The sequence below is a fragment of the Sphingopyxis sp. genome (assembly GCF_016463645.1).
GTDB lineage: Bacteria > Pseudomonadota > Alphaproteobacteria > Sphingomonadales > Sphingomonadaceae > Sphingopyxis.
Genome location: NZ_JAEMQX010000022.1, coordinates 1 through 22,570, shown reverse-complemented (window position 1 = coordinate 22,570; position 22,570 = coordinate 1). Strand labels below are relative to the sequence as shown.

Annotated in this window: 20 protein-coding genes; 16 read left to right on the top strand and 4 right to left on the bottom strand. The window is 64.8% G+C overall.

All coding sequences use genetic code 11. The features are described 5' to 3' along the window. The first annotated feature begins 12 nt into the window (after window positions 1–12). From scpA to JHC57_RS07205, 8 genes are read left to right on the top strand one after another with little or no spacing between them, the layout of a single operon-like run. Window positions 13–2,160, top strand: coding sequence for a methylmalonyl-CoA mutase (gene scpA / locus JHC57_RS07240; RefSeq protein WP_294029337.1), 2,148 nt, complete (start codon window positions 13–15; stop codon window positions 2,158–2,160). After that, complete coding sequence (locus tag JHC57_RS07235) at window positions 2,157–3,437, top strand: O-acetylhomoserine aminocarboxypropyltransferase (protein WP_294029336.1); 1,281 nt, start codon at window positions 2,157–2,159, stop codon at window positions 3,435–3,437. Before scpA ends, JHC57_RS07235 begins: the two co-directional genes overlap by 4 nt. Then, complete coding sequence (locus tag JHC57_RS07230; protein ID WP_294029335.1) at window positions 3,434–3,883, top strand: hypothetical protein; 450 nt, start codon at window positions 3,434–3,436, stop codon at window positions 3,881–3,883. The genes JHC57_RS07235 and JHC57_RS07230 overlap by 4 nt, the downstream gene beginning before the upstream one ends. Before the next feature lie 15 nt (window positions 3,884–3,898). Then, a complete protein-coding gene (gene bioB, locus JHC57_RS07225) occupies window positions 3,899–4,936 on the top strand; it encodes a biotin synthase BioB (RefSeq protein ID WP_294029334.1) in 1,038 nt (345 codons plus the stop codon). Then, window positions 4,933–5,325, top strand: a complete 393-nt coding sequence (locus tag JHC57_RS07220; protein WP_294029333.1) for a lysozyme inhibitor LprI family protein — start codon at window positions 4,933–4,935, stop codon at window positions 5,323–5,325. The genes bioB and JHC57_RS07220 overlap by 4 nt, the downstream gene beginning before the upstream one ends. A 5-nt stretch (window positions 5,326–5,330) precedes the next feature. Further along, window positions 5,331–7,337 carry an acetyl/propionyl/methylcrotonyl-CoA carboxylase subunit alpha gene (locus JHC57_RS07215; protein ID WP_294029332.1) on the top strand — a complete coding sequence of 669 codons (2,007 nt, stop codon included), beginning with the start codon at window positions 5,331–5,333 and terminating at the stop codon, window positions 7,335–7,337. Window positions 7,338–7,341: 4 nt separating this feature from the next. Continuing rightward, window positions 7,342–7,713: a tRNA-binding protein gene (locus tag JHC57_RS07210; RefSeq protein ID WP_294029331.1), complete on the top strand. Its 372-nt coding sequence runs from the start codon at window positions 7,342–7,344 to the stop codon at window positions 7,711–7,713. A 57-nt stretch (window positions 7,714–7,770) separates the two neighbouring features. Further along, complete coding sequence (locus tag JHC57_RS07205) at window positions 7,771–8,178, top strand: MAPEG family protein (RefSeq protein ID WP_294029330.1); 408 nt, start codon at window positions 7,771–7,773, stop codon at window positions 8,176–8,178. Here JHC57_RS07205 and JHC57_RS07200 read toward each other — a convergent pair. Further along, window positions 8,175–8,939, bottom strand: coding sequence for a cyclase family protein (locus JHC57_RS07200; RefSeq protein ID WP_294029329.1), 765 nt, complete (start codon window positions 8,937–8,939; stop codon window positions 8,175–8,177). The two genes, JHC57_RS07205 and JHC57_RS07200, sit on opposite strands and share 4 nt — an antisense overlap. A gap of 110 nt (window positions 8,940–9,049) precedes the next feature. Here JHC57_RS07200 and JHC57_RS07195 point away from each other — a divergent pair, with 110 nt between their 5' ends. Both JHC57_RS07195 and alr read left to right on the top strand, forming a co-directional pair. After that, a complete protein-coding gene (locus JHC57_RS07195) occupies window positions 9,050–10,678 on the top strand; it encodes an MFS transporter (protein ID WP_294029328.1) in 1,629 nt (542 codons plus the stop codon). Between the two features lie 43 nt (window positions 10,679–10,721). Then, window positions 10,722–11,768 carry an alanine racemase gene (gene alr / locus JHC57_RS07190; protein WP_294029327.1) on the top strand — a complete coding sequence of 349 codons (1,047 nt, stop codon included), beginning with the start codon at window positions 10,722–10,724 and terminating at the stop codon, window positions 11,766–11,768. A 106-nt stretch (window positions 11,769–11,874) separates the two neighbouring features. Here alr and JHC57_RS07185 read toward each other — a convergent pair whose 3' ends face one another. Then, window positions 11,875–14,853 carry a TonB-dependent receptor gene (locus JHC57_RS07185; RefSeq protein WP_294029326.1) on the bottom strand — a complete coding sequence of 993 codons (2,979 nt, stop codon included), beginning with the start codon at window positions 14,851–14,853 and terminating at the stop codon, window positions 11,875–11,877. Window positions 14,854–15,347: 494 nt separating this feature from the next. Here JHC57_RS07185 and phaR point away from each other — a divergent pair, with 494 nt between their 5' ends. From phaR to JHC57_RS07160, 5 genes are all read left to right on the top strand, one after another. Beyond that, window positions 15,348–15,881: a polyhydroxyalkanoate synthesis repressor PhaR gene (gene phaR, locus JHC57_RS07180; RefSeq protein ID WP_294029325.1), complete on the top strand. Its 534-nt coding sequence runs from the start codon at window positions 15,348–15,350 to the stop codon at window positions 15,879–15,881. A 13-nt stretch (window positions 15,882–15,894) separates the two neighbouring features. Then, a complete protein-coding gene (proS, locus tag JHC57_RS07175; protein WP_294029324.1) occupies window positions 15,895–17,451 on the top strand; it encodes a proline--tRNA ligase in 1,557 nt (518 codons plus the stop codon). A 70-nt stretch (window positions 17,452–17,521) separates the two neighbouring features. After that, window positions 17,522–17,872 carry a DUF6152 family protein gene (locus tag JHC57_RS07170; protein WP_294029323.1) on the top strand — a complete coding sequence of 117 codons (351 nt, stop codon included), beginning with the start codon at window positions 17,522–17,524 and terminating at the stop codon, window positions 17,870–17,872. A 19-nt stretch (window positions 17,873–17,891) separates the two neighbouring features. Next, a complete protein-coding gene (locus tag JHC57_RS07165) occupies window positions 17,892–18,368 on the top strand; it encodes a DUF6644 family protein (RefSeq protein ID WP_294029322.1) in 477 nt (158 codons plus the stop codon). Window positions 18,369–18,484: 116 nt separating this feature from the next. After that, window positions 18,485–20,797: a ribonuclease R family protein gene (locus tag JHC57_RS07160; RefSeq protein ID WP_294029321.1), complete on the top strand. Its 2,313-nt coding sequence runs from the start codon at window positions 18,485–18,487 to the stop codon at window positions 20,795–20,797. Window position 20,798: 1 nt separating this feature from the next. Here JHC57_RS07160 and JHC57_RS07155 read toward each other — a convergent pair whose 3' ends face one another. Further along, window positions 20,799–21,584, bottom strand: a complete 786-nt coding sequence (locus tag JHC57_RS07155) for a helix-turn-helix transcriptional regulator (protein ID WP_294029320.1) — start codon at window positions 21,582–21,584, stop codon at window positions 20,799–20,801. A 118-nt stretch (window positions 21,585–21,702) separates the two neighbouring features. Here JHC57_RS07155 and JHC57_RS07150 point away from each other — a divergent pair, with 118 nt between their 5' ends. Then, a complete protein-coding gene (locus JHC57_RS07150) occupies window positions 21,703–22,092 on the top strand; it encodes a hypothetical protein (protein WP_294029319.1) in 390 nt (129 codons plus the stop codon). On the opposite strand, the gene JHC57_RS07145 is transcribed toward JHC57_RS07150, so the two are convergent. After that, on the bottom strand, window positions 22,089–22,544 hold the full coding sequence (locus JHC57_RS07145; protein WP_294029358.1) for a universal stress protein: 456 nt from the start codon (window positions 22,542–22,544) through the stop codon (window positions 22,089–22,091). The two genes, JHC57_RS07150 and JHC57_RS07145, sit on opposite strands and share 4 nt — an antisense overlap. Between the last annotated feature and the right edge of the window lie 26 nt (window positions 22,545–22,570).

Genomic DNA, 22,570 nt, shown 5'->3' with positions numbered 1-22,570 from the left:
ACGAGACCGCAGATGACCGACAAGCCGACTATCGACCAATGGGCCGCCGCCGCCGACAGGGAAGTGAAGGGCAAGGACCTCACCTGGGCGACGCCCGAGGGGATCGACGTCAAGCCGCTCTATACGGCCGAGGATGTCACCGCCGACCCCGGCCTGCCCGGCTTCGCGCCCTTCACGCGCGGCGTGCGCGCGTCGATGTATGCGGGGCGGCCGTGGACGATCCGGCAATATGCGGGCTTTTCGACCGCCGAGGAATCGAACGCTTTCTATCGCCGCAACCTTGCCGCGGGGCAGAAGGGCCTCAGCGTCGCCTTCGACCTCGCGACGCACCGCGGCTATGACAGCGACCATCCGCGCGTCGTCGGCGACGTCGGCAAGGCGGGGGTCGCGATCGACAGCGTCGAGGATATGAAGATCCTCTTCGACGGCATTCCGCTCGACCAGATGTCGGTTTCTATGACGATGAACGGCGCGGTGATCCCCATACTCGCCTTCTTCATCGTCGCGGGCGAGGAGCAGGGGGTCGAGCGGAGGCTGCTCGATGGGACCATCCAGAACGACATCCTCAAGGAGTTCATGGTCCGGAATACCTATATCTACCCGCCCGAACCGAGCATGCGGATCATCAGCGACATTTTCGGTTACACCAGCCGCGAGATGCCGAAGTTCAACAGCATCTCGATCTCCGGCTACCATATGCAGGAAGCCGGCGCGACGCAGGTGCAGGAGCTGGCCTTCACGATCGCCGACGGGGCCGAATATGTACGCTACGGCGTCGCATCGGGCCTCGACATCGACAAGTTCGCCGGGCGCCTCTCCTTCTTCTTCGCGATCGGCATGAACTTCTTCATGGAGATCGCCAAGCTGCGCGCGGCGCGCGTGCTGTGGCACCGCGTGATGACCAACCTCGGCGCCAGGGACGAGCGGTCGAAGATGCTGCGTACGCACTGCCAGACGTCGGGCGTCTCGCTGACCGAGCAGGATCCATACAACAACGTCATGCGCACGACGATCGAGGCGATGGCGGCGATGCTTGGCGGCACCCAGTCGCTGCACACCAACGCGCTCGACGAAGCAATCGCACTGCCGACCGATTTCTCCGCCCGCATCGCGCGCAACACCCAGATCGTCATCCAGGAAGAGACGGGGATGACCAAGGTCGTCGATCCGCTCGGCGGCTCCTATTATGTCGAGGCGCTGACGCAGGAACTCGTCGACAAGGCGTGGGAGATTATCGAGCGCGTCGAGAAGGAAGGCGGCATGGCCAAGGCCGTGGCCGCGGGCTGGCCCAAGGCGATGATCGAGACGGCGGCCGCCGCGCGTCAGGCGCGCGTCGACCGCGGCGACGATGTGATCGTCGGGGTGAACAAATATCGCCTGAAAGACGAGGATCTGCTCGAAACGCTCGAGGTCGACAATACGAAGGTACGCGAGGCACAGGTGGCGCGCATCAACCGCGTCAAGGCGAGCCGCGACGAAGCGGCGTGCCAGGCGGCGCTCGATATGCTGCGGAAGGCCGCCGCGGCGCCCCAGTCGATCGAGACCAATTTGCTCGCGCACGCGGTCGAAGCCGCCCGCGCCCGTGCGACGCTCGGCGAGATCAGCTCGGCGATGGAGGAAAGCTTCGAGCGCTACGGCACGCAGCCGACCCCGGTGAAGGGCGTCTATGCCGCGCCCTATGAGGGCGACGACCGCTGGCAGCAGGTGCTCGACGGGGTGAAGGCGGTCGAACGCCGCATGGGCCGCAAGCCGAAACTGCTCGTCGCCAAGATGGGGCAGGACGGGCACGACCGCGGGGCGAACGTCATCGCCTCGGCGTTCGGCGACATGGGCTTCGACGTCGTGTCGGGACCGCTGTTCCAGACCCCCGAGGAAACCGTCGTGCTCGCGCTCGACAGCGGCGTCGACGTCGTCGGCGCGTCGAGCCTCGCCGCGGGACACAAGACGCTGATCCCCGAATTGATCGGGAAGCTGAAGGAAGCGGGTCGCGGCGATATCAAGGTGATCGCGGGCGGCGTCATCCCCCCGCAGGACTATCAATATCTGCGCGACGCCGGCGTGCAGGGCATCTATGGCCCCGGCTCGAATGTGGTCGAATGCGCCGCCGACGTGCTGCGCCTGCTCGGCCACAACATGCCCCCGCTGGAGGATGCCGCATGACCGGACAAAAGCCCGAAACCCTGTCGGTTCACGCCGGGACCGCGCCCGACCCGACCACGAAAGCGCGGATTACCCCGATCTATCAGACCGCGTCCTATGTGTTCGACGATGTCGATCATGCCGCGCGCCTGTTCAACCTGCAGGAATTCGGGAACATCTATACCCGGATCATGAACCCGACCAACGGCGCGCTCGAAGGCAAGATCGCGGCGCTCGAAGGCGGGCAGGCGGCGCTCGCCGTCGCGTCGGGGCACGCCGCGCAGTTCCTCGCCTTTCACACGCTGATGGAGCCGGGCTGCGAGATCGTCGCGGCGCGCAAGCTCTATGGCGGATCGCTCAACCAGCTCGGGCAGAGTTTTCGCAAGATGGCGTGGACGACGCACTTCGTCGATGCCGACGACGCGGGCAATGTCGCCGCCGCGATCAACGAGAATACCCGTGCGGTGTTCATCGAAAGCCTCGCGAACCCGGGCGGGGTGGTGCAGGATATCGAGGCGATCGCAAAGGTCGCGCACGATGCCGGCGTGCCGCTGATCGTCGACAACACGATGGCGACGCCAATCCTTTGCCGCCCGATCGAATATGGCGCGGACGTCGTCGTCCATTCGACGACCAAATTCCTCAACGGACACGGCAATGCGATCGGCGGGGTGATCGTCGACGCGGGGTCGTTCGACTGGGCAAAGGGCGGAAAATATCCGACGCTCAGCGAACCCAACGCATCCTATCACGGGCTGAAATTCACCGAGGCGTTCGGCAATCTTGCCTTCATCCTCGCCGCACGCACACTCGGGCTGCGCGACCTCGGCCCGGCGCTTGCGCCGATGAACGCCTTCCTCGCCCTGACCGGCATGGAAACGCTCGCCCTCCGGATGGAACGTCATTGCGGCAACGCGGTCGAGCTCGCGAAGTGGCTGCAGGCGCATCCGGCGATAAGCTGGGTTTCTTATGCGGGGCTGCGCGACAGTCCCTATCACGAGCTCGCGCGCAAATATCTGGGCGGGCGCGCCGGATCGGTTTTCACCTTCGGACTCAAGGGCGGTTATGATGCGGGGGTCAAACTCGTCTCGTCGGTCAGGCTGTTCAGCCATCTCGCGAACCTCGGCGATACGCGCTCGCTGATCATCCATCCGGCCTCCACAACGCACAGCCAGCTTTCGGAAGAAGAGTTGTTGCTGTCGGGTGCCGGGCCGGACGTCGTGCGCGTGTCGGTCGGTATCGAGCATATCGACGATATCATTGCCGATCTTGCGCAGGCGCTGGAAGCTGCGGCATGAGCGCGCGCCTTTCGCTTCTTGCGCTGATGGCGTCTGCTGCCGGCTTTTCGTCGCCGGGAACGGCGCAAGAGAGCAGGCGGGCAAGCGAATACAGGTCGGGCATTGCCGTCGACCATGTCTATCGCCAGCAGATCGACGATGTTTATTTCACCGACTGGTTCGCGCGCCTTGAGAGTGCGAAGGGGCCATGGCGCGAGGTCTATTTCGAGACGAGCGACAAGTTCGTGAACAAGGGGATCATCCGCCTCAACTGCGACGATGCGGAGGCCGACATCGATCTCGCGCTCTACAGCACCGGCGACTATGGCAGGGCCGCCGATCGCCGCGAGGTGACGGTGCCCTATGCCGATCGCCGTGCCTGGGCCGATGGCGGCTATGAGCCGCTTTCGGGCGAGACGCCGCCGTTCGAATTTTACAGCGCCGCGCTGATGCGCTTCTGCAAATAACAAAGGGCCGACATCATGAACCTCTCCCAAACCGCCGAACAGGACGATCAGCTGCGCACCGACTGGACGCGCGAGGAAATCGCCGAGCTGTTCGACCTGCCGTTCGACGAGCTGATGTGGGAGGCTCAGGGAGTGCACCGCCGCCATCATGCGCGCGGCGAGGTGCAGCTCTGTACATTGCTGTCGATCAAGACCGGCGGCTGCGCCGAGGATTGCGGTTATTGTTCGCAGTCGAAAAGCGCCGACAGCGGCCTCAAGGCCACCAAACTGATGGACGTCCGCGCGGTGCTGCAGGCGGCAGCACAGGCGAAGGATTCGGGATCGAAGCGCTTCTGCATGGGTGCCGCCTGGCGCAACCCCAAGGACCGCGACATGCCCGCGATCGTCGAGATGATCGAGGGTGTGCGCCAGATGGGCATGGAAACCTGCATGACGCTCGGGATGCTCAGCAAGGAACAGGCGCAGACGCTCGCGGTGGCGGGGCTCGACTATTACAACCATAATATCGACACGAGCCCCGAGAATTACGCGAACATCATCTCGACGCGGACGTTTCAGGATCGCCTCGACACGCTCGAGGAAGTCCGGAACGCCGGCATCAACGTCTGCTCGGGCGGCATCGTCGGCCTCGGCGAGAAGCGCGCCGACCGCGTCGGCTTCATCCACGCGCTCGCAACGCTCGAACGCCATCCCGAGAGCGTGCCCGTCAATGCGCTGGTGCCGGTGAAGGGCACGGTGCTCGGCGACATGCTGGCGGACACCCCGCTCGCGAAGATCGACGATATCGAGTTCGTCCGCACGATCGCGGTCGCGCGCATCACCATGCCGAAATCGATGGTCCGCCTGTCGGCGGGGCGCGAGAGCATGTCGGAAGCGACACAGGCGCTCTGTTTCATGGCGGGCGCGAACAGCATCTTCACCGGCGACAAGCTGCTGACTACCGGCAATCGGGGCGACAATGCCGATGCGGCGCTGTTCGCGAAGCTGGGGCTGCGTCCGATGGAGAGTGAAGAGCCGATGCGTCAGAGGGTCGAGATGGAAGCGGCCGAATGATGTTCGCAACCCTGTTGATACTGGCGGCGGCGGCGCAGGATCCCGAGATCGATTGCGACAATGCGATGGCGCAGTTCGAACTCAACGCCTGCGCCTATAAGGAGTTCGAGCGCGCCGACGCCGCGATGAACGCCCAGTGGAAGGTGACCGCGGCGCGGATGAAGGCGATCGATGCCGACTTCGACCGTACGCAGGACAACCGCCCGGGCTATTTCGATACGCTGCTCGCGGCGCAACGCGCATGGCTGACGTACCGCGACCAGCAATGCGCGAGCGAGGGCTACACGATGCGTGGCGGCTCGGCCGAACCGATGGTGATCAGCGGATGCCAGACGCAGCTCACCGAAGCCCGCACCAAGCAACTCAAAGATTTGATCGAGGAATATTGAGACCGATGTTCAAGAAGATCCTGATCGCCAATCGCGGCGAAATCGCCTGCCGCGTCATCAAGACCGCGCGCCGGATGGGTATCGCGACCGTCGCCGTCTATTCGGACGCCGACGCGCGCGCGCCGTTCGTGCAGATGGCCGATGAGGCGGTGCATATCGGCCCGTCGCCCGCGTCCGAATCCTATCTGATCGCCGACAAGATCATTGCTGCTTGTAAACAGACGGGCGCGGAGGCGGTGCATCCGGGCTATGGCTTCCTCTCGGAACGCACCAGCTTCGCCGAGGCGCTCGCCAAGGAAAATATCGCCTTCATCGGCCCGCCGGTCGGCGCGATCGCCGCAATGGGCGACAAGATCGAGTCGAAGAAGCTCGCGAAGGAAGCGGGCGTCAACGTCGTCCCCGGCTTCGTCGGCGAGATCCGCGATACCGAGCATGCGGTCGAGATTTCGAACGAGATCGGCTATCCCGTGATGATGAAGGCGTCGGCCGGCGGCGGCGGCAAGGGCATGCGCCTCGCCTATGACGAAAAGGACGTCCGCGAAGGCTTCGAGGCGACCAAGCGCGAGGGGCTCAACAGCTTCGGCGACGACCGCGTCTTCATCGAGAAATTCATTCTCAATCCGCGCCACATCGAAATCCAGATCCTCGGCGATCAGCACGGCAATGTCCTCTATCTCAACGAGCGCGAATGCAGCATCCAGCGCCGCCACCAGAAGGTGGTCGAGGAAGCACCGTCGCCCTTCGTGACCGAGAAGATGCGCAGGGCGATGGGCGAGCAGTGCGTCGCGCTGTCGAAGGCGGTCGGTTACTACAGCGCGGGCACGGTCGAACTGATCGTGTCGGGCGCCGATCCGACGGGCGAGAGCTTCTACTTCCTCGAAATGAACACGCGCCTGCAGGTCGAGCATCCGGTGACCGAGGCGATCACCGGGATCGACCTCGTCGAACAGATGATCCGCGTCGCCGCGGGCGAAAAGCTCGAGATGACGCAGGAGGATATCGGGATCGACGGCTGGGCGATCGAGAACCGCGTCTATGCCGAGGATCCCTATCGGGGCTTCCTGCCTTCGACGGGACGACTCGTGCGCTATCGCACCCCGGTGCCGGCGTGGGAAGGCGACGAGCGCGGCGTCGATGGCGTGCGCGTCGATGCCGGGGTGGAGGAGGGCGGCGAGGTGTCGATCTTCTATGACCCGATGATCGCCAAGCTGGTGACATGGGGCAAGACGCGCGACGACGCGGCCGACCTGCAGATTGCGGCGCTCGACCGCTTCGAGCTCGAAGGGCTCGGCCACAATATCGATTTCGTCTCGGCGATCATGCAGCATCCGCGCTTCCGCTCGGGTGAACTGACGACGGGCTTCATCGCCGAGGAATATCCCGAGGGCTTCCACGGCGCGCCGACCGACGCGAAGATCGCGCGCGCGCTGGCCGCGATCGCGGGCTTCATGGCGAGCGCCGAGGCCGACCGTGCCCGCCGCACCGACGGCCAACTCGGCGACCGCCTCGAACCGCCCGCGAAGTGGCAGGTGTCGATCGACGGCGTGCCGCACAAGGTCAAGATCGGCGCGAAGCATATCAAGGTCGAAGGCGACCGCATCGACATCGCGCTCGAATATACGCCGGGCGACCGGCTCGTCGTGGCCGAGATCGACGATAGCGAACTCGCGGTGAAGGTCGCGAAGACGCGCACCGGTTGGAAAATGACGACGCGCGGGCACATCCACGACGTGCGCGTCCTGCCCTGGCACGTTGCGCCGCTCGCCTCGCACATGATCGAAAAGATCCCGCCCGATCTGTCGAAATTCCTCATCTGCCCGATGCCGGGCCTGCTCGTCACGCTGCACGTCGACGAGGGCGACAAGGTCGAGGCCGGCCAGCCGCTCGCGACGGTCGAGGCGATGAAGATGGAAAATATCCTCCGCGCCGAGAAATCGGGCGTGGTGAAGACCGTCAACGCCGCGCAGGGCGACAGCCTCGCGGTCGATGCGGTGATTTTGGAGATGGAATGACGCCATGCACGTCAATCACGATCAGGATGCCCCGGCGGCGGAGGCGATCGGCTTCGACGATTTCCTCCGCGTCGACATTCGCATCGGCACGATCGTCGAGGCCGAGCCCTTTCCGGAGGCACGCAAACCCGCGTTCAGGCTGAAAATCGACTTCGGCCTCGCGATCGGAGTGAAGAAGAGCAGCGCGCAGATCGTCGACCGCTATGCGCTGGAAGAGCTTCCGGGGCGACAGGTTGCGGCAGTCGTCAACTTCCCGCCGCGGCAGATCGGCAAGTTCATGTCCGAAGTGCTGACGCTCGGCTTCGCCGATGAAGAGGGCGCGGTGATCCTGTTTGCCCCCGACAGAGAGGTCCCGAACGGTTCACGTCTCTTCTGACCTTCCCCGTACCGCGCATCGCGGCTAGTCTTCCAGCGGGAAACAGGGGAGAGGACCATGACTTTACCGGTTACCGCATTCGTTGCGGCCGTCTGTGCGTTGCTGCTGCTCGTCACCGCGATCGATACCGTACGCCAGAGGCTGCGGGTAAAGGCCGCGTTCGGCGATCATGGCGATGCCAAGCTGATCAGCGCCAGCCGCGCGCACGGCAATCTCGCGGAATATGCGCCGATCACGATTATCCTGATCGGCCTGCTCGAGACGGTTCGCGCCAATCATATGGGGCTGATGATCATCGGCGCGATCTTCCTGATCGGCCGCGTCGCACATGTGATCGGGCTCTATACGCCTTCGGAGCCGGGCAAGGCGCCGCTCGGGCGGCAGGTCGGTGTGGCGGCGACCTTCGGCACGCTCGCTGCGCTCAGCCTGTGGACCCTGTGGGTACTCGCGACACGGAACCTCTAGTCGATCAGCGCCACCGCGCGGATCCATCCCGCACTCGCGCGCTCGATCTTCACGGGGAAGCAGCTCAGTGTCCAGCCGGTTGCGGGCAGGGCGGCAAGATTGGTGAGCTTCTCGATCTGGTAATAGGGCTTGATCCGTCCGGCCTTGTGACCTTCCCAGATGATCGACGGGTCGCGCGTTTCGGCCCAGCGCTTCGCGGTGTGGCTGAAGGGGGCGTCCCAGCTCCACGCGTCGGTGCCGACGACCTTGACGCCGCGTTCGGTCAGGTAGAGCGTCGCCTCGGCGCCCATGCCGCAGCCCTGATCAGTGAAATTGTCGGTGCCGTAGATCGCGCCCGACTGGACGAGCACGATATCGAATGGCCGGAGCTGATGCCCGATCCGCGCCAGCTCTGCTTCGACCTCGGCGCCGCTTGCGACATGTCCGGCGGGGCGGTCCGAAAAATCCAGCTTCACGCCGGGGCGGAAGAAAAGGTCGAGCGGCGCTTCGTCGATACTCGGCGCAGCGCTCGCGCCGTCATCGGTCGTCGAGTGGAAATGCCACGGCGCGTCCATATGCGTGCCGTTGTGCGTGCTCAGCGTCAGGCTCTCTACCGCCCAGCCTTCGCCATCGGGCAGATCGTCCTTCGTCAGGCCGGGGAAGAACATCGCGATCTGCTCCCATGTGTTTTCATGGGTCATATAGGTGATGTTGGGGCGCATCACCGGCGGGTCCGACACGACGTCGTTGGTGATCGGGATGGAAAGGTCGATGAACTGCATGGTCGGCATCCTGCCACCGGATTGACGCTACGCCAAGAAGGCTTGCGCGGCGCCGCTTGCCCGGTAGAGAGAGGCGAAAGCCCCATGCAAACCGGGGCGGGGGAGAGTGTATGACCGAGAGCGCCGCCGCCGGAAACGGGGCCGTTTACGAACCGACCGCGAAAGACATCCGCATGGTCATCGCCGCATCGTCGGCGGGTACGGTGTTCGAATGGTATGATTTCTTCATCTACGGCACGCTCGCGGCGATCATCGGCAAGGCCTTTTTCCCCAGCGACAATGCGACGCTCGAAATCCTGCTCGTCTGGGCAGGGTTCGCGGTCGGCTTCGGCTTTCGGCCTTTGGGTGCGGTGCTGTTCGGCTTTCTCGGCGACCGGCTCGGCCGCAAATATACCTTCCTCGTCACCGTCACGCTGATGGGCATTGCCACGGCAGGCGTCGGCATGATCCCGTCGGCCGCGACGATCGGCATCGCGGCGCCGATCATCGTGATCCTGCTCCGCGTATTGCAAGGGCTCGCGCTCGGCGGCGAATATGGCGGCGCGGCGGTCTATGTCGCCGAACATTCGCCGCCCGGAAAGCGCGGTTTCTATACCAGCTTCATCCAGGCGAGCGTCGTCGGCGGCTTTGTGCTGAGCCTGATCGTCGTGCTCGGCTGCAAGGCGATGATGTCCGACGCGATCTGGGAAAGCTGGGGCTGGCGCGTGCCCTTCCTCCTCTCGCTGATCCTTCTCGCCATCTCGCTGTGGATGCGGCTCAAGCTTTCAGAAAGCCCGGTGTTTCAGGCGATGAAGGCCGAGGGCGAGATTGTGAAGAATCCGGTCAAGGAAAGCTTCATCTATCCGGGCAATCCGAAGCGCATCTTCATTGCGCTGTTCGGCATCGCGGCGGGCCTGACGGTGATCTGGTACACCGCGATGTTCTCGGGCCTCGCCTTCCTCAAGGGGCCGATGAAGGTCGATGATACGGCGGCAGAAATCATCGTCGGCGTCGCCGCCGCAGCCGGCATGGGCTTCTTTATCTGGGCGGGGCGCCTCTCCGACCGCATCGGGCGCAAGAAGCCGATCGTCCGGGGCTATGCCGCGACGCTCGTGCTGCTCTTTCCGCTTTTCTGGCTGATGGGCAGCGTCGGCAATCCGGCGCTGACCGCCGCCGCCGAGAAGGCGCCGGTCGTCGTCACGGGATCGCAGTGCAGCTTCGATCCTTTCGCCCAGAAACAGGAAACCGCCTGTGGCAGGACGCTCGGCGAGCTGACCAGGCTTGGGGTACCCTATACTGTCGTCGACAGCGGCAGCGCCTTTGACAGCGTCACGGTGAAGATCGGCGACCGCGAGGTCGCCAGCGAAGATCCCGCACTGCTCCAGCCTGCGCTGGAAGCGATGGGTTATGACTTTGCCAAGCAGATACCGAACGCCGGTAGCATCGCCATCATCTTCTTCGCGCTGCTCGGGCTCAGCGCGCTGTCGGGTTTCACCTATGGCCCCGTCGCGGCGCTACTTTCGGAGATGTTCCCGCCGCACGTCCGCTATTCGTCGCTGTCGATCCCCTATCATCTGGGGACAGGCTATTTCGGCGGCTTCCTGCCGCTGATCGCGAGTTTCATCATCGCCAAGACGGGCAATGCCTATGCAGGGCTCTGGTACACCTGGGGCGTGGTGTTCGTTGCCTTCCTCATCGCCGCCTTCATGCTGAAGGAGCCGGTCGAGGGACAATGGGACAAGGCCCGGCCCGCGGGCTGACACCCCATTGGCGCGGCTGGCGAACCCGTATAGGGGCGGGGGAATGATGGCCATCCCGTCCCCGCTTCGCCTCCGTCTCGATCGCGACGCGCTCGTCGCCAACTGGCGCTGGCTCGCCGCGCAAAGCGGCACGGCCGCATGCGGCGCGGCAATCAAGGCGAACGGTTATGGCCTTGGCGCGCGCGAGGTTGTGCGGCATCTCGCCGCCGCCGGATGCCGCGACTTCTTCGTCGCGACCTGGGCGGAGGCGGCGGCGCTGATGCCGCTGCCCGAAACCGTATCGCTTTCGGTGCTGCACGGCATCGGGGTGAGCGACATGGTCGCCGCGCGCACCCTTCCGGCACGGCCGGTGCTGAACAGCATCGACCAGGTCGCGCGCTGGCGCGAGGCGGGCGAAGGGCGCCCCTGCGACGTGATGGTCGATACGGGCATGAACCGGCTCGGCCTGCGTATCGACGAAGCGGGCGGCGGCGCGCTCGACGGCCTGAACGTCGAAACACTGCTCAGCCACCTTGCCTCGGCCGATGAGGACAGCGATCAGAATGCGCGCCAGCTGGCGGCGTTCCGCGAGCTCCGCCGATCGGTTCCGGCGCGCCGCTACAGCCTTTCGAACAGTGCCGGCATATGCCTTGGCGCCGACTATGCCTTCGACCTGACGCGGCCCGGCCTCGCGCTCTATGGCGGCACGCCGCGCGCCGAGGCGCGGGGACATCTCCGGCAGGTCGTCCATCCCGAGGCGCTCGTGCTCCAGAGGCGGACGGTCCGCGCAGGCGAAACGGTCGGTTATGGCGCGGCGTGGATCGCACAGCGCGACAGCCGCATCGTCGTGGCCAACATGGGTTATGCCGATGGCTACCTGCGCTGCCACGCCGGTTCGGGCGGCGCGACGTGGCACGGGCACGTATTGCCGCTGATCGGGCGGGTGTCGATGGACCTTGTCGCATTCGACGCCAGCGACGCCGGGTCGATCGACGAGGGCGACTGGCTCACGCTCGACTATGAGCTTTCGGCGGTGTCCGCGGCGAGCGGCCTCTCGCAGTATGAGCTGCTGACGGGGCTGGGTGCGCGCTTTGAGCGACGCTGGGTATAGATAGGCCGGGGAAGGCAGTCCGTCCCCGACCCCTTGTTTTCGAAGAGCAAAGAAAAGGGCCCCGAACTTGCGTTCGGGGCCCGAATTCTTGTCCGATCCGGAAAGATCAGAACTTGGCCGAGGCGTTCATGAAGAACGTACGACCGCGATAGTCGTAACCCGAGTAGAGCGGCGCGTTGCCGATCGTCGTGTAACCGACGGCCGAAATGCGCGGCGGTGCGGTGTCGAACAGGTTCTGCACGCCAACCGTCAGCTCGTACTTCTCGGCAATGTTGAACTGCACCGATGCCGAGTGGAGGAAGTAGTTCGCGGCCTCGAGATAATAGTTATCGCGATAGGCCTGAACCAGATCCGGATCCGAAACACCGGTGAGTTCGTCATAGGCGAAATACTTGTACGTCCGGTCGCGGTCGCCGTCGATCCAGTCGAGACCGTAACGCAGCGTCACGTTGTTGAACCGGTACGTCGCGTCGAAGCTGCCCACCCAGTCGGGGTTCACCACCGTGCCGTTCATGTCGGTCAGGAACTCTTCGGGGAAGAGGCGGCTCGACTGTTCGGTGTATTTGGTGACGTTGGCGTTCAGCGTGAAACGACCACCGAACAGGTCACGCGCATAGCGACCGTTGAACTCGAAGCCCTTGCGAATGTCCTGCGACAGGTTGACGAAGCTGCTCGTCACGGTCAGCGCATTGTTCGCGTCGCGGTCGACGAAGCGGCAGAAGCCTTCGTTCGGGTTGAAGTTCGCATCGCCATAGCAACGGTTCAGGATCGTCCCAGCATCGAGATCGGCAACGCCGTTGCTGACCTTGATGTCGAAATAATCGAGCGACAAGGAAAGCTGTCCGACCGATTCGGGCAGGACCGGACGAATGACGACGCCGACCGACCAGTTCTTCGAGGTTTCAGCCTCGAGCCCGGCATCGGCCCCGCCGACCCGGAAGGTCGTGATGCCGCTGGTCTGCTGGAAATCCGCCGGCAGGCCGATCGAGGCGCAGTTCCCCGCAACGATCTGTTCGTTCGGGTTCTGCTCGTTGGCCGGCGGCAGGTCGTCGCACGGATCGAGCGTGCTGCCAAGGAAGCCGCTGGTTGCGCCGAGGAACTGCTCTGCGAGAGCCGGGGCACGATAGGAGGTGCCATAGCTTGCACGCAGACCGAAGCCGCGGATCGGTTCCCATTCGCCTGCGATCTTGAAGGTCGTGTCCGATCCATAGGACTTATAGTCCGTATAGCGGGCCGAAGCCGTCAGGTTGAGGCGATAGAAGCCGGGCGTGTCGGCAAGGATCGGGACGAAGATTTCGCCGTAGACTTCCTTGACGCTGTCCTTGCCCACCGTCGGCGTTGCCGCGGTGAGGCCGAGCAGGTTGCCGTTGAGCGAGTTCACGTCGGGCTGGTCGTTGATGCTCTGCTTGCGATATTCGGCACCCAGCGCGAGCTGGACGTCGCCACCGGGCATCGCGAACAGCGGACCGTCGACGTTGAACGCGAAGGTCGTTTCGCGGAACTGCGTCTTGCCGATCGTGTTGACGAGGATCCAGTCCTTCCAATCCTGCGGAAGCTTGCCGCCGATCACGTCGGCCGAAAGCGCCGGCGCGGCGACGCAGTTCGGGTTGGTCGCAGCGCTGGCACAGCTGAACGTGCCGTCGCCATTGGCCACCGCGTCGAGCGACTGCGCCATGCGATCGATCAGGAAGGATTCGATCTCATAGCTACCGTCGTTCCACGATTTGCCCACATAGGCGTCATAGCGCCACTGCGGCAGGAAGAAATCGCCGCGAATGCCGCCCGACACGCGGGCATAGTCGACCTGCTGCCTCGAATCGGTGAGGCCGAAGCCGATGAAGCCACGCGCCGCAACGAGCTTGCCACCCGAAGTTTCGTTCGGGTTGAGGAATGCGCCATTGCGAAGATCGGCAGGAAGCAGCGGGCTGCCCTGGACATAGTCGAGCGAAAGCTGGCGATACAGCGGCGACGACGACTTGCGGCGGGTGACGAGCGCTTCGCCATAGATTTCGGCGTTGCCGAGGAAGTCGGTGCTGTAGGTACCCGAAAGGTAGCCGGTGTAGATTTCCGCCTCGGTGATCAGCGGCTCTTCTTCCTGGGCCGGGTCGAAGGTGTCGCGATCATAGGTGCCGACGCCCAGATAACCCGGGAACGGTCCCGTGGTCACGCCCGGAGCCGGGACGAAGCGGTTGAAATTGCCAACCGTTCCGCTGGTACGGCCGATCGCCGCACGCGTCGGAAGGCCGAGCGTGTTGATCGTCACACCGCCATTGTCCAGCGTGAAGCAGGAGGTGCCGTCGAAGCCGACGCCGTCGCCCGAGCCGAATTCCGTACCTTCGCCGGTCAGATAGCCGCCGATCGGGCAGTCGAGCCACGGCACGTCGTTACGCGAAAGCTTGTTACGCTTGCGATATTCGACCGAGCCGATGATGTTGAGGCGATCGCTTTCGAAACCGAACGAGGCCGCGATGCGCTTGTCGATGCCCGCGCCGACTTCGGGCACGTTGATCTGGCCCTCGATGTTCAGGCCGCGCAGCTTGTTGTCGGTGATGATGTTGACGACGCCGGCGACGGCGTCCGAACCGTAGACCGACGAAGCGCCCGCCTTCAGCACTTCGATGCTGCTGACGATGGCGGTCGGCAGGACGTTAAGGTCGGCCGCGAGGACCGAGCCGCGGGTACCACCGGGTGCCAGACGACGGCCGTTGAGCAGGACCAGCGTACGGCTCGGGCCGAGGTTGCGCAGGCCGAGCGTGTTGGCGCCGGTGCCACCGTCGGTGACGAAGCCGCCGTAGAAGTTGTTGATCTGACCCGAACCCTGGGTGACCGCGTTGCTCTGCAGCGCGTCTGCGGCGCTGTTGAAACCCGCCTGGGTGATTTCCTCGGCGGTAACGACGGTGATCGGCTCGGCGACCGAGAATTCGTCGCGACGGATGCGCGAGCCGGTGACGACGATCGCGCCGTCGCCGGCGGCTTCGGCTGTTTCTTCTGCTTGGGCAGTTTCGCTCTGCGCCATCGCCGGCATGGCGGTGAACAAAGCAAGACTCAGGGCGGAACCCCGAACCAAGAGGCTGGTTTTCTTCATGATGATTTTCCCCGGTTACCGTTCAAAAGTAGAGTTGGGAGAACGGATTGGGGCTAGAAAGACTGAAATTCGCGGCGGCACAAGCCTTTGATGAAAATTTTCTGACACTCGGGAGACTCTAGTGTCGCCGGTGTGTCATTTTGGCAACAGCGCGCCGGACGGCGATTTCCGCCGGGTTGGAATCAAAGTGCGGGACGGGGAAACGAACGACCGGTTGGCGGCGCAAATTGAAAAAAATATGCCACCGATATGATATCCCGTGAAACTAAATTACTATCACGGGGTGTGGTCCGGCACTTCCAGGGGCGCACCTCGTCGACAGGAATGAACGGCCCGACCGGACAGATGCGGGTTCAAGCGCACGAATCGGTGCCGTTACCGATCCGAAATCCGCCATGTTGCGACGCATCATATTTTGATGCTAATGCAACGGCGATCGATTGTCCGGCATGATATGAAATATGGCGCCGGAATACAAAGGAGCGCGGGAAGAGATGGCGAAGTCCAAAGGTGCGACTGAAGGCGACGTCGTCACGATCAAGAAATATGCGAACCGGCGGCTCTACGATACCGAGCGCAGCTGCTACATCACGCTCGACGACCTGGGCGCGATGGTCCGCGACGGCCGCGATTTCCGCGTCGTCGACGCCAAGAGCGGCGAGGATATCACGCACAATGTGCTCACGCAGATCATCATGGACACCGAAACGCGCGGCGAAACGCTGCTTCCGGTCAATTTCCTGCGCCAGCTGATCGGCATGTACGGCGACAAGATGCAATCGATGGTGCCGCAATATCTCGAAGCGTCGATGGCGAGCTTCCGCAAGAATCAGCAGGACGTCCGCGCCGCGTTCGAGGGCGCTCTCGGATCGAACCCGCTCGCCGAACTGACGCGGCGAAACATGGAAATGTTCCAGCAGGCCGCGGGCGCCTTCATGCCAGGCGCCGGCAGCAAGTCCAAGGACGCCGAAATCGCGGCGCTCAAGGCCGAAATCGCCGAACTCAGGGCCGAACTCGGCAAGAAATAACCGGGAGCCGCATATGGGCTCCAAAGCACAGAAAACAGGACAGATGATCAAGCATGCGCTCAGCGTAACCCGTCAGGCCGACTTCGCGGCCTGGTATCAGGACGTCATTGCCGAAGCCGATCTCGCCGAGGAATCGGGCGTGCGCGGCTGCATGGTGATCAAGCCGTGGGGCTATGGCATCTGGGAACGGATCCAGACGGTCATGGACGCCGCGATCAAGGACGCCGGCGTCCAGAACGCCTATTTTCCGCTCTTCATTCCCTTGAGCTTCTTTGAAAAGGAAGCCGACCATGTCGATGGTTTTGCAAAGGAAATGGCGGTTGTCACGCACCACCGGCTGATCCAGGACGGCAAGGGCAAGCTGATCCCCGATCCCGAAGCGAAGCTCGAGGAGCCGCTGATCGTCCGCCCGACATCGGAAACGGTCATCGGCAATGCGATGAGCCGCTGGGTGCAGAGCTGGCGCGACCTGCCGCTCAAGGTCAATCAGTGGGCCAATGTCGTGCGCTGGGAAATGCGCACGCGCATGTTCCTGCGCACCAGCGAGTTCCTGTGGCAGGAGGGCCATACCGCGCACGCCGATCGTGACGATGCGATGACCGAAACGTTGCGCGCACTCGAAATGTACCGCGCCTTCGCCGAGGATGTCCTCGCCATGCCGGTGATCGCAGGTGAGAAGCCCGAGAATGAGCGCTTTCCCGGCGCGGTCGCGACCTATTCGATCGAGGCGATGATGCAGGACGGCAAGGCGCTGCAGGCCGGCACCTCGCACTATCTCGGCACCGGGTTCGCCGAGGCCGCGAACATCCGCTATCAGGACAGGGAAGGCGGCCACAGCCTGTGCCACACGACGAGCTGGGGCACCTCGACGCGCATGATCGGCGGTGTCATCATGACGCATGGCGACGACGACGGCCTCCGCTGTCCGCCGCGCATCGCGCCGCACCAGATCGTCATCGTGCCGATGCTCCGCGACAATGAAGAGGACGCCGCGATCCTCGATTATTGCCGCAACCTCGAAACCCAGTTGAAGGCGCTCGACGCCTTCCGCGAACCCCTCCGCGTGCTGTTCGACACCGGCGCGAACAAGGCGCAGACCAAGCGCTGGGGCTGGGTGAAGAAGGGCGCCCCGATCATCGTCGAAGTGGGGCCCCGCGACGTCGCGGGGGGCAATGTTGCGGTGATCCGCCGCGACCGGCTCTACAAGGACGACGGCAAGCTCAACTCGGCCTTCATCGCGAAGGGCGATTTCATTGCCGACGCCGTGGCGACCCTCGACGATATCCAGGCAAGCCTCTACGGCGAGGCGCGCAAGCGGCTGCACAGCAATATCCGGCGCGACGTCACCGACCTCCAGGCGCATTTCGCGGGCGACGACAAATTCGTCGGCTGGGCCGAGGTGCAATGGTCGCGCCCGACCGGCGCCGCGCTCGACAGGATCGTCGAGCAATTGAAGGCGCTCAAGCTGACGATGCGCAACACGCCGCTCGACGCCGCGCCGGCCGACGGCGTCTGCTTCTTCACCGGCGAACCGGCGGTCGAGCGCGTGCTGATCGGGCGAACCTATTGATCCGCTGCACCCTTGCACGCGAAGCCGCTGACCATTAGCCTTCGGTCCGAGGGGCCGAAGGAGACACTCGATGCGTTTTCCCGTGCTGATCGCGGCGACGTCACTGGCGCTGACCGCACTACCCGTCGCCGCCCATCACGGCTGGTCGTCCTATGACGAGACCAGGCCGGTCACCCTGACGGCGTCCTTTACGCAATTGTCGTGGGGCAATCCGCACGGCAGCGCCAAGATGCGCTGGAAGGGCAAGCTTTGGGACGTCATTCTGGCACCGACCGGCAGAATGGAAGCGCGCGGACTGACCCGCGCCGAGATCGAGCCCGGCAAGCGTGTCCGCCTGACCGGCTATGTCCGGCGTGACGGCGCGACCGAAATGCGGGTGGAGCGCATCATGATCGGTCGGAAAACGGTCGAGTTGCGCTGAGTCTGTCGGCGTGGAGCCCGTGCTGACGGCAGCCGCGGCGTGGCTCGATACGGTCGGCATCGGGCCATGGTCGCGCGGGTCTCCGCTCGTCTATCCGCTCGCCAATGCGCTGCACCTGCTGGGCCTCGTCATGCTGGTGGGCGGAATCGGCATCGTCGATCTGCGGATACTGGGTTTGTGGCGGGCCTTGCCGATGACCGGCCTGTCGCGCGCGCTGACGCCGGTCGCCATCGCTGGGCTGGTCCTGATGGCGGCCAGCGGCGTGATCCTGTTCGCCGCCGACGGCGCGGCGCTGGCGCGATCCGCCATTTTCGGGCGAAAGTTGATCATCGTCGCCGCGGCGGTCGCGAACGCCGCCGCCTTTCGGCTGATCTGGCGCGCGCATATGGGGGGCTGGCCGGACGCGGCGCCCGGTGCCGCGCGGGCGATGGCCGCGGCTTCGCTGCTTCTCTGGCTCGCTGCAGGCGCGTCGGGCCGCTGGATCGCCTATGGCTGACGGCCCACTATCGTTCGGCCTTTACCGCCACTGCATCGGGGCAGGTGCCCGACATTTCGCCCTGGTGACCTGCGCATGGGGGTGACGGGCCGCCCGTTACCCCCTATCCGCAGGGGATGGCCCGCAAGAAACACACCGGACTGCCGACGCCCGAGCAGATCCTTCGCTTCATCGAAGAAAGCAAGGATGCGGTCGGCAAGCGCGAGATCGCGAAGCATTTCGCGCTGCATGGCAATGACAAGATCGCATTGAAGGCGCTGCTCAAGGACATGACCGACGAGGGGCTCGTCGATCTGGCACCGGGGCGCGCCTTTCACAAGCATGGCGGCCTGCCGCGCGTCACCGTGCTGCGCGTCGCCGCGATCGAGGGCAGCAATGTCTGGGCGGTACCCGAACGCTGGGAAGCCGCCGGCCCCGCGCCGCGCCTTCGCGTGATCGAGCAGGGGCGGAAGGGCGCACTCGGCGTCGGCGACCGTATCCTCGCGCGCACCGAAGAACGCGGCAGCGGCCATGTCGCGCATCCGATGAAGCGCCTGCAGGCGAGCGCCGAGATGGTGATCGGTGTGCTCGTCGAGGAAAAGTCGCCCGGCGGCAAGCCGATGATCTGGCTGCGCCCAGCCGACAAGCGCGCGCGATACGACTTTGCCGTCGCCGACAAGGGCGATGCCGATATCGGCGATCTGGTGCGCGCCGAACTGACCGGGCGCGGCGCCGCGATCAAGGCGAAGGTCGTCGATCGCATCGGCGATCCCTTCGCGCCCCGATCACTCAGCATGATCGCGATCGCGCGGCACGAAATCCCGCACGTCTTCGACGGCGAAACCATCGCCGAGGCGGAGAAGGCCGCCAAACTGCCGCTCACTCCCGACGGGCGCGAGGATTTGCGCGAGCTGCCGATCGTCGCGATCGATCCCGTCGATGCGCGCGACCATGACGACGCGGTCTGGGCGATTCCCGACGAGGACGCGGGGAACAAGGGCGGCTTCCGCGCGATCGTCGCGATTGCCGACGTCAGCTTCTATGTCCGCCCCGACGGCGCGCTCGACCGCGAGGCGCGGCGGCGCGGCAACAGCGTCTATTTCCCCGACCGCATCGTCCCGATGCTTCCCGAAACGCTGTCGGCCGGCGTCTGTTCGCTGAAGGCGGGCGAGGATCGCGCCGCGATGGCGTGCCATCTCGTCATCGACAGGCACGGCAAGGTGACCTCGTGGCGCTTCACCCGCGCGCTCGTCCGGCTGCGCGCGAACATCGCGTATGAACATGCGCAGGCGGCCCATGACGCCAATGAAGCGCGCGAGGGGTGGGACGCCGACGTCCTTCCGGCGCTCAGAAATCTGTGGGCGAGCTGGGCGCTGCTCGCCAAGGCGCGCGCGGCGCGCGACCCGCTCGATCTCGACCTGCCCGAACGGCAGGTGATCCTCGACGAGCAGGGCGCCATCGCCGAAATCCGCGTGCGCGACCGCCTCGATGCGCACAGGCTGATCGAGGATTACATGATCGCGGCCAACGTCGCGGCGGCGAAGGCGCTCGAGGCGAAGAAATCGCCGGTGATGTACCGCATCCACGAACCCCCGAGCCGCGAGAAGCTCGTCGGGCTCAAGGACTATCTCGAAACCTTCGAGCAGAGTTTCGCATTGGGGCAGGTGATCACCCCCGCAGTGTTCAACCGGCTGATCGACGGCTTTTCCGGGGACGACCGGCTGCCAGAGATCATGCAGGCGATCCTGCGCAGCCAGACGCAGGCCTATTATGGCCCCGCCAATGCGGGCCACTTCGGGCTCGCGCTCGGCAGCTACGCGCATTTCACCTCGCCGATCCGCCGCTACGCCGACCTGATCGTCCATCGCGCGCTCGTCGACTCCTGGCGTCTCGAAGTACCTGGCAAGGTCAGGGATCTGCCCGCGCGCACAGGTCTGGGCGAAGCCGACGCGAAGGGCCTGTCGCGTATCGGCGAGGCCATCAGCGCGCTCGAACGCCGCGCGATGGAGGCCGAGCGCGAAACCGTCGACCGCTATGTCGCGGCCTATCTGGCGACCAAAACTGGCGAGATCGTCATCGCGCGCATCACCAGGGTGCAGCCCTTCGGCTTCTTCGCGACTGTCGACGGGCTCGGCGGCGACGGGCTGATGCCGGTATCGACGCTGGGAAGCGAGCGCTTCTTCTACGATGAGGCGGCGCGGACGCTCGACAGCGAACATGGCCGGGCGAGCTATTCGGTCGGGCAGCGGCTCGAACTCCGCCTGATGGACGCGAACCCGATCAGCGGCGCGTTGCGCTTCGAGCTCCCCGACGCGCCCGAGGGCGGTTTCCGCAATCGCCCGCCGCGACGCGACGGGCTGAAGAAGGCCGGAAAGGACAAGGCGGGAAAGCATATGGTCGGCAAGCGCGGCCGGCCCGCCAACATCAGGCACAAGGGACGAAAACGCTAAGTCAGCAGCGCACCGCCATTTGCTGCAGCAGTGCGGCGCTTTCGGCGTCGGCCGGGAAAAAGGCTTCGATCGCCAGTTCGGACAGCGTGATGTCGACCGGCGTCCCGAAGATCGTCACGGTCGAGACGAAACGGATCCGCCCCATCGGCGTGTCGAGGATCAGCGGCACCGCGATGCCGTTGGCCGCGCTCCCGCGATCATCGCCGACATCGGCGCCATGGCCCGCCAGTTCCTCGCGCAGCGCGATCAGCCCGGCGTCGGCACTCGCGTCGATCTGGTGGTCGAGCCTTTCGAGCAGATGCGCGCGCCACTCGCCGCGATTGACGATATGTGGCGCGAGTCCCTTGGGGTGCATCGCGACGCGCAGCACATTGACCGGTGGCTCGAACAATTCAGGCGCCGCAAGCTGTATGAACAACGCGACCGCGGCGTTGGCGGCGATCATGTTCCAGTGCCGGTCGACCGCGAGCGCGGGGTAGGGCTCATGCCCCTTCAGCACATGCTCGACGATCGCCTTCATCCCCGCCATTTCGGGGCTGTCGAGCGGACATTCCTGATAATCGGGCGCATAGCCGCCCGCGAGCAGCAGGGCGTTGCGCGCGCGGTGGGGCACATCGAGGCAGTCGGCGATGCGCTGCAGCATCGCGGCGCTCGGCCGCGAACGACCCGTTTCGATAAAGCTGAGGTGGCGCGTCGAGATTTCGCTGTCGAGCGCGAGGTCCATCTGGCTCATCCGGCGCCGGACGCGCCATTCGCGGAGCTGTTCGCCGAGAGATGCGGGCTTCATCGTCATTCTCCTTCGTAACGTCGGCTATACCCCGGCCTTCCTGTTTTCCATTACCTCCGGCGTAATCGACGCCATTCCATTTCGAGTCCAGTTTGAACGGGTCGAAAGGAGAACCACCATGTCGATCCTCAATCTCAAGAATATCCTCGTCGCCGATGCCATCACCTGCGGAGGCGTTTTCGCCATCGGCCTGCTCGCCGCCGAGCCGGTCGGCGCCCTTCTCGGCCTCCCCGCGCATGTCGTTGCAATCGGCGGCTGGATCTGCCTCGCCGCAGCGCTTCTGATGATTGTCGCAGCGCGTCAGGCCGTGCCGAGTCCGGCATTGGTAAAGCTGATCGCGCTCGGCAATCTCGGTTGGGTCGCCGCAAGCCTCGCAGTTGTCGCGACCTTCGCCGCCGGGATGACCGGAATCGGTATCGCTGTTGTCGCCGCGCAGGCCCTGGGGGTGCTCGGCTTCGCGATCCTCGAATGGAAAGACGCGGGCGTGCCGCGCCCGGTCGCGGTCTAGCTCAGCGCATCGAGCCGGGCGATATCGATCCCGCCCGGCACCAGCATCACCGGGCAGGGGAGCGCCCCCGCATCCTGTCCGGTGAAAAAGGTGACCAGCGGCCCCGGCGCGCCGCTCGCCGCCGTCGCGAGGACCAGCGCCGCGACCTCGTCATTCGCGCGGATCAGTTCGCACACGACTTCGGCAGGCTTGCCCGATTTGACCATCACCTGCGGCGTCACGCCCGCTTCCTGCACCACAGCGGCGGCGGCGGCGGCGACCAGTTCCTCGGCATGTTCACGCGCTTCGGCCTCGATCGTCGCCTGGACGCCACCGAAAGCAACGAAATCATGTGGCGGGATGATCGCGAGGATCATCACACCGCCCCCGGTCCGCGCCGCGCGCCGCGCCGCAAAGCGCAGCGCCAGCGATGCCTCCGGACTATCGTCGATCACCACCAGATATGTCCGCATCACCCCGACCCCTCGTGTTTTTGCTT

Excerpts from the sequence above, each read along its gene's own strand:
- scpA (WP_294029337.1), top strand. The coding sequence starts at position 13 with ATGACCGACAAGCCGACTATCGACCAATGGGCCGCCGCCGCCGACAGG.
- JHC57_RS07235 (WP_294029336.1), top strand. The coding sequence starts at position 2,157 with ATGACCGGACAAAAGCCCGAAACCCTGTCGGTTCACGCCGGGACCGCG.
- JHC57_RS07230 (WP_294029335.1), top strand. The coding sequence starts at position 3,434 with ATGAGCGCGCGCCTTTCGCTTCTTGCGCTGATGGCGTCTGCTGCCGGC.
- bioB (WP_294029334.1), top strand. The coding sequence starts at position 3,899 with ATGAACCTCTCCCAAACCGCCGAACAGGACGATCAGCTGCGCACCGAC.
- JHC57_RS07220 (WP_294029333.1), top strand. The coding sequence starts at position 4,933 with ATGATGTTCGCAACCCTGTTGATACTGGCGGCGGCGGCGCAGGATCCC.
- JHC57_RS07215 (WP_294029332.1), top strand. The coding sequence starts at position 5,331 with ATGTTCAAGAAGATCCTGATCGCCAATCGCGGCGAAATCGCCTGCCGC.
- JHC57_RS07210 (WP_294029331.1), top strand. The coding sequence starts at position 7,342 with ATGCACGTCAATCACGATCAGGATGCCCCGGCGGCGGAGGCGATCGGC.
- JHC57_RS07205 (WP_294029330.1), top strand. The coding sequence starts at position 7,771 with ATGACTTTACCGGTTACCGCATTCGTTGCGGCCGTCTGTGCGTTGCTG.
- JHC57_RS07200 (WP_294029329.1), bottom strand. The coding sequence starts at position 8,939 with ATGCAGTTCATCGACCTTTCCATCCCGATCACCAACGACGTCGTGTCG.
- JHC57_RS07195 (WP_294029328.1), top strand. The coding sequence starts at position 9,050 with ATGACCGAGAGCGCCGCCGCCGGAAACGGGGCCGTTTACGAACCGACC.
- alr (WP_294029327.1), top strand. The coding sequence starts at position 10,722 with ATGATGGCCATCCCGTCCCCGCTTCGCCTCCGTCTCGATCGCGACGCG.
- JHC57_RS07185 (WP_294029326.1), bottom strand. The coding sequence starts at position 14,853 with ATGAAGAAAACCAGCCTCTTGGTTCGGGGTTCCGCCCTGAGTCTTGCT.
- phaR (WP_294029325.1), top strand. The coding sequence starts at position 15,348 with ATGGCGAAGTCCAAAGGTGCGACTGAAGGCGACGTCGTCACGATCAAG.
- proS (WP_294029324.1), top strand. The coding sequence starts at position 15,895 with ATGGGCTCCAAAGCACAGAAAACAGGACAGATGATCAAGCATGCGCTC.
- JHC57_RS07170 (WP_294029323.1), top strand. The coding sequence starts at position 17,522 with ATGCGTTTTCCCGTGCTGATCGCGGCGACGTCACTGGCGCTGACCGCA.
- JHC57_RS07160 (WP_294029321.1), top strand. The coding sequence starts at position 18,485 with ATGGCCCGCAAGAAACACACCGGACTGCCGACGCCCGAGCAGATCCTT.
- JHC57_RS07155 (WP_294029320.1), bottom strand. The coding sequence starts at position 21,584 with ATGAAGCCCGCATCTCTCGGCGAACAGCTCCGCGAATGGCGCGTCCGG.
- JHC57_RS07150 (WP_294029319.1), top strand. The coding sequence starts at position 21,703 with ATGTCGATCCTCAATCTCAAGAATATCCTCGTCGCCGATGCCATCACC.
- JHC57_RS07145 (WP_294029358.1), bottom strand. The coding sequence starts at position 22,544 with ATGCGGACATATCTGGTGGTGATCGACGATAGTCCGGAGGCATCGCTG.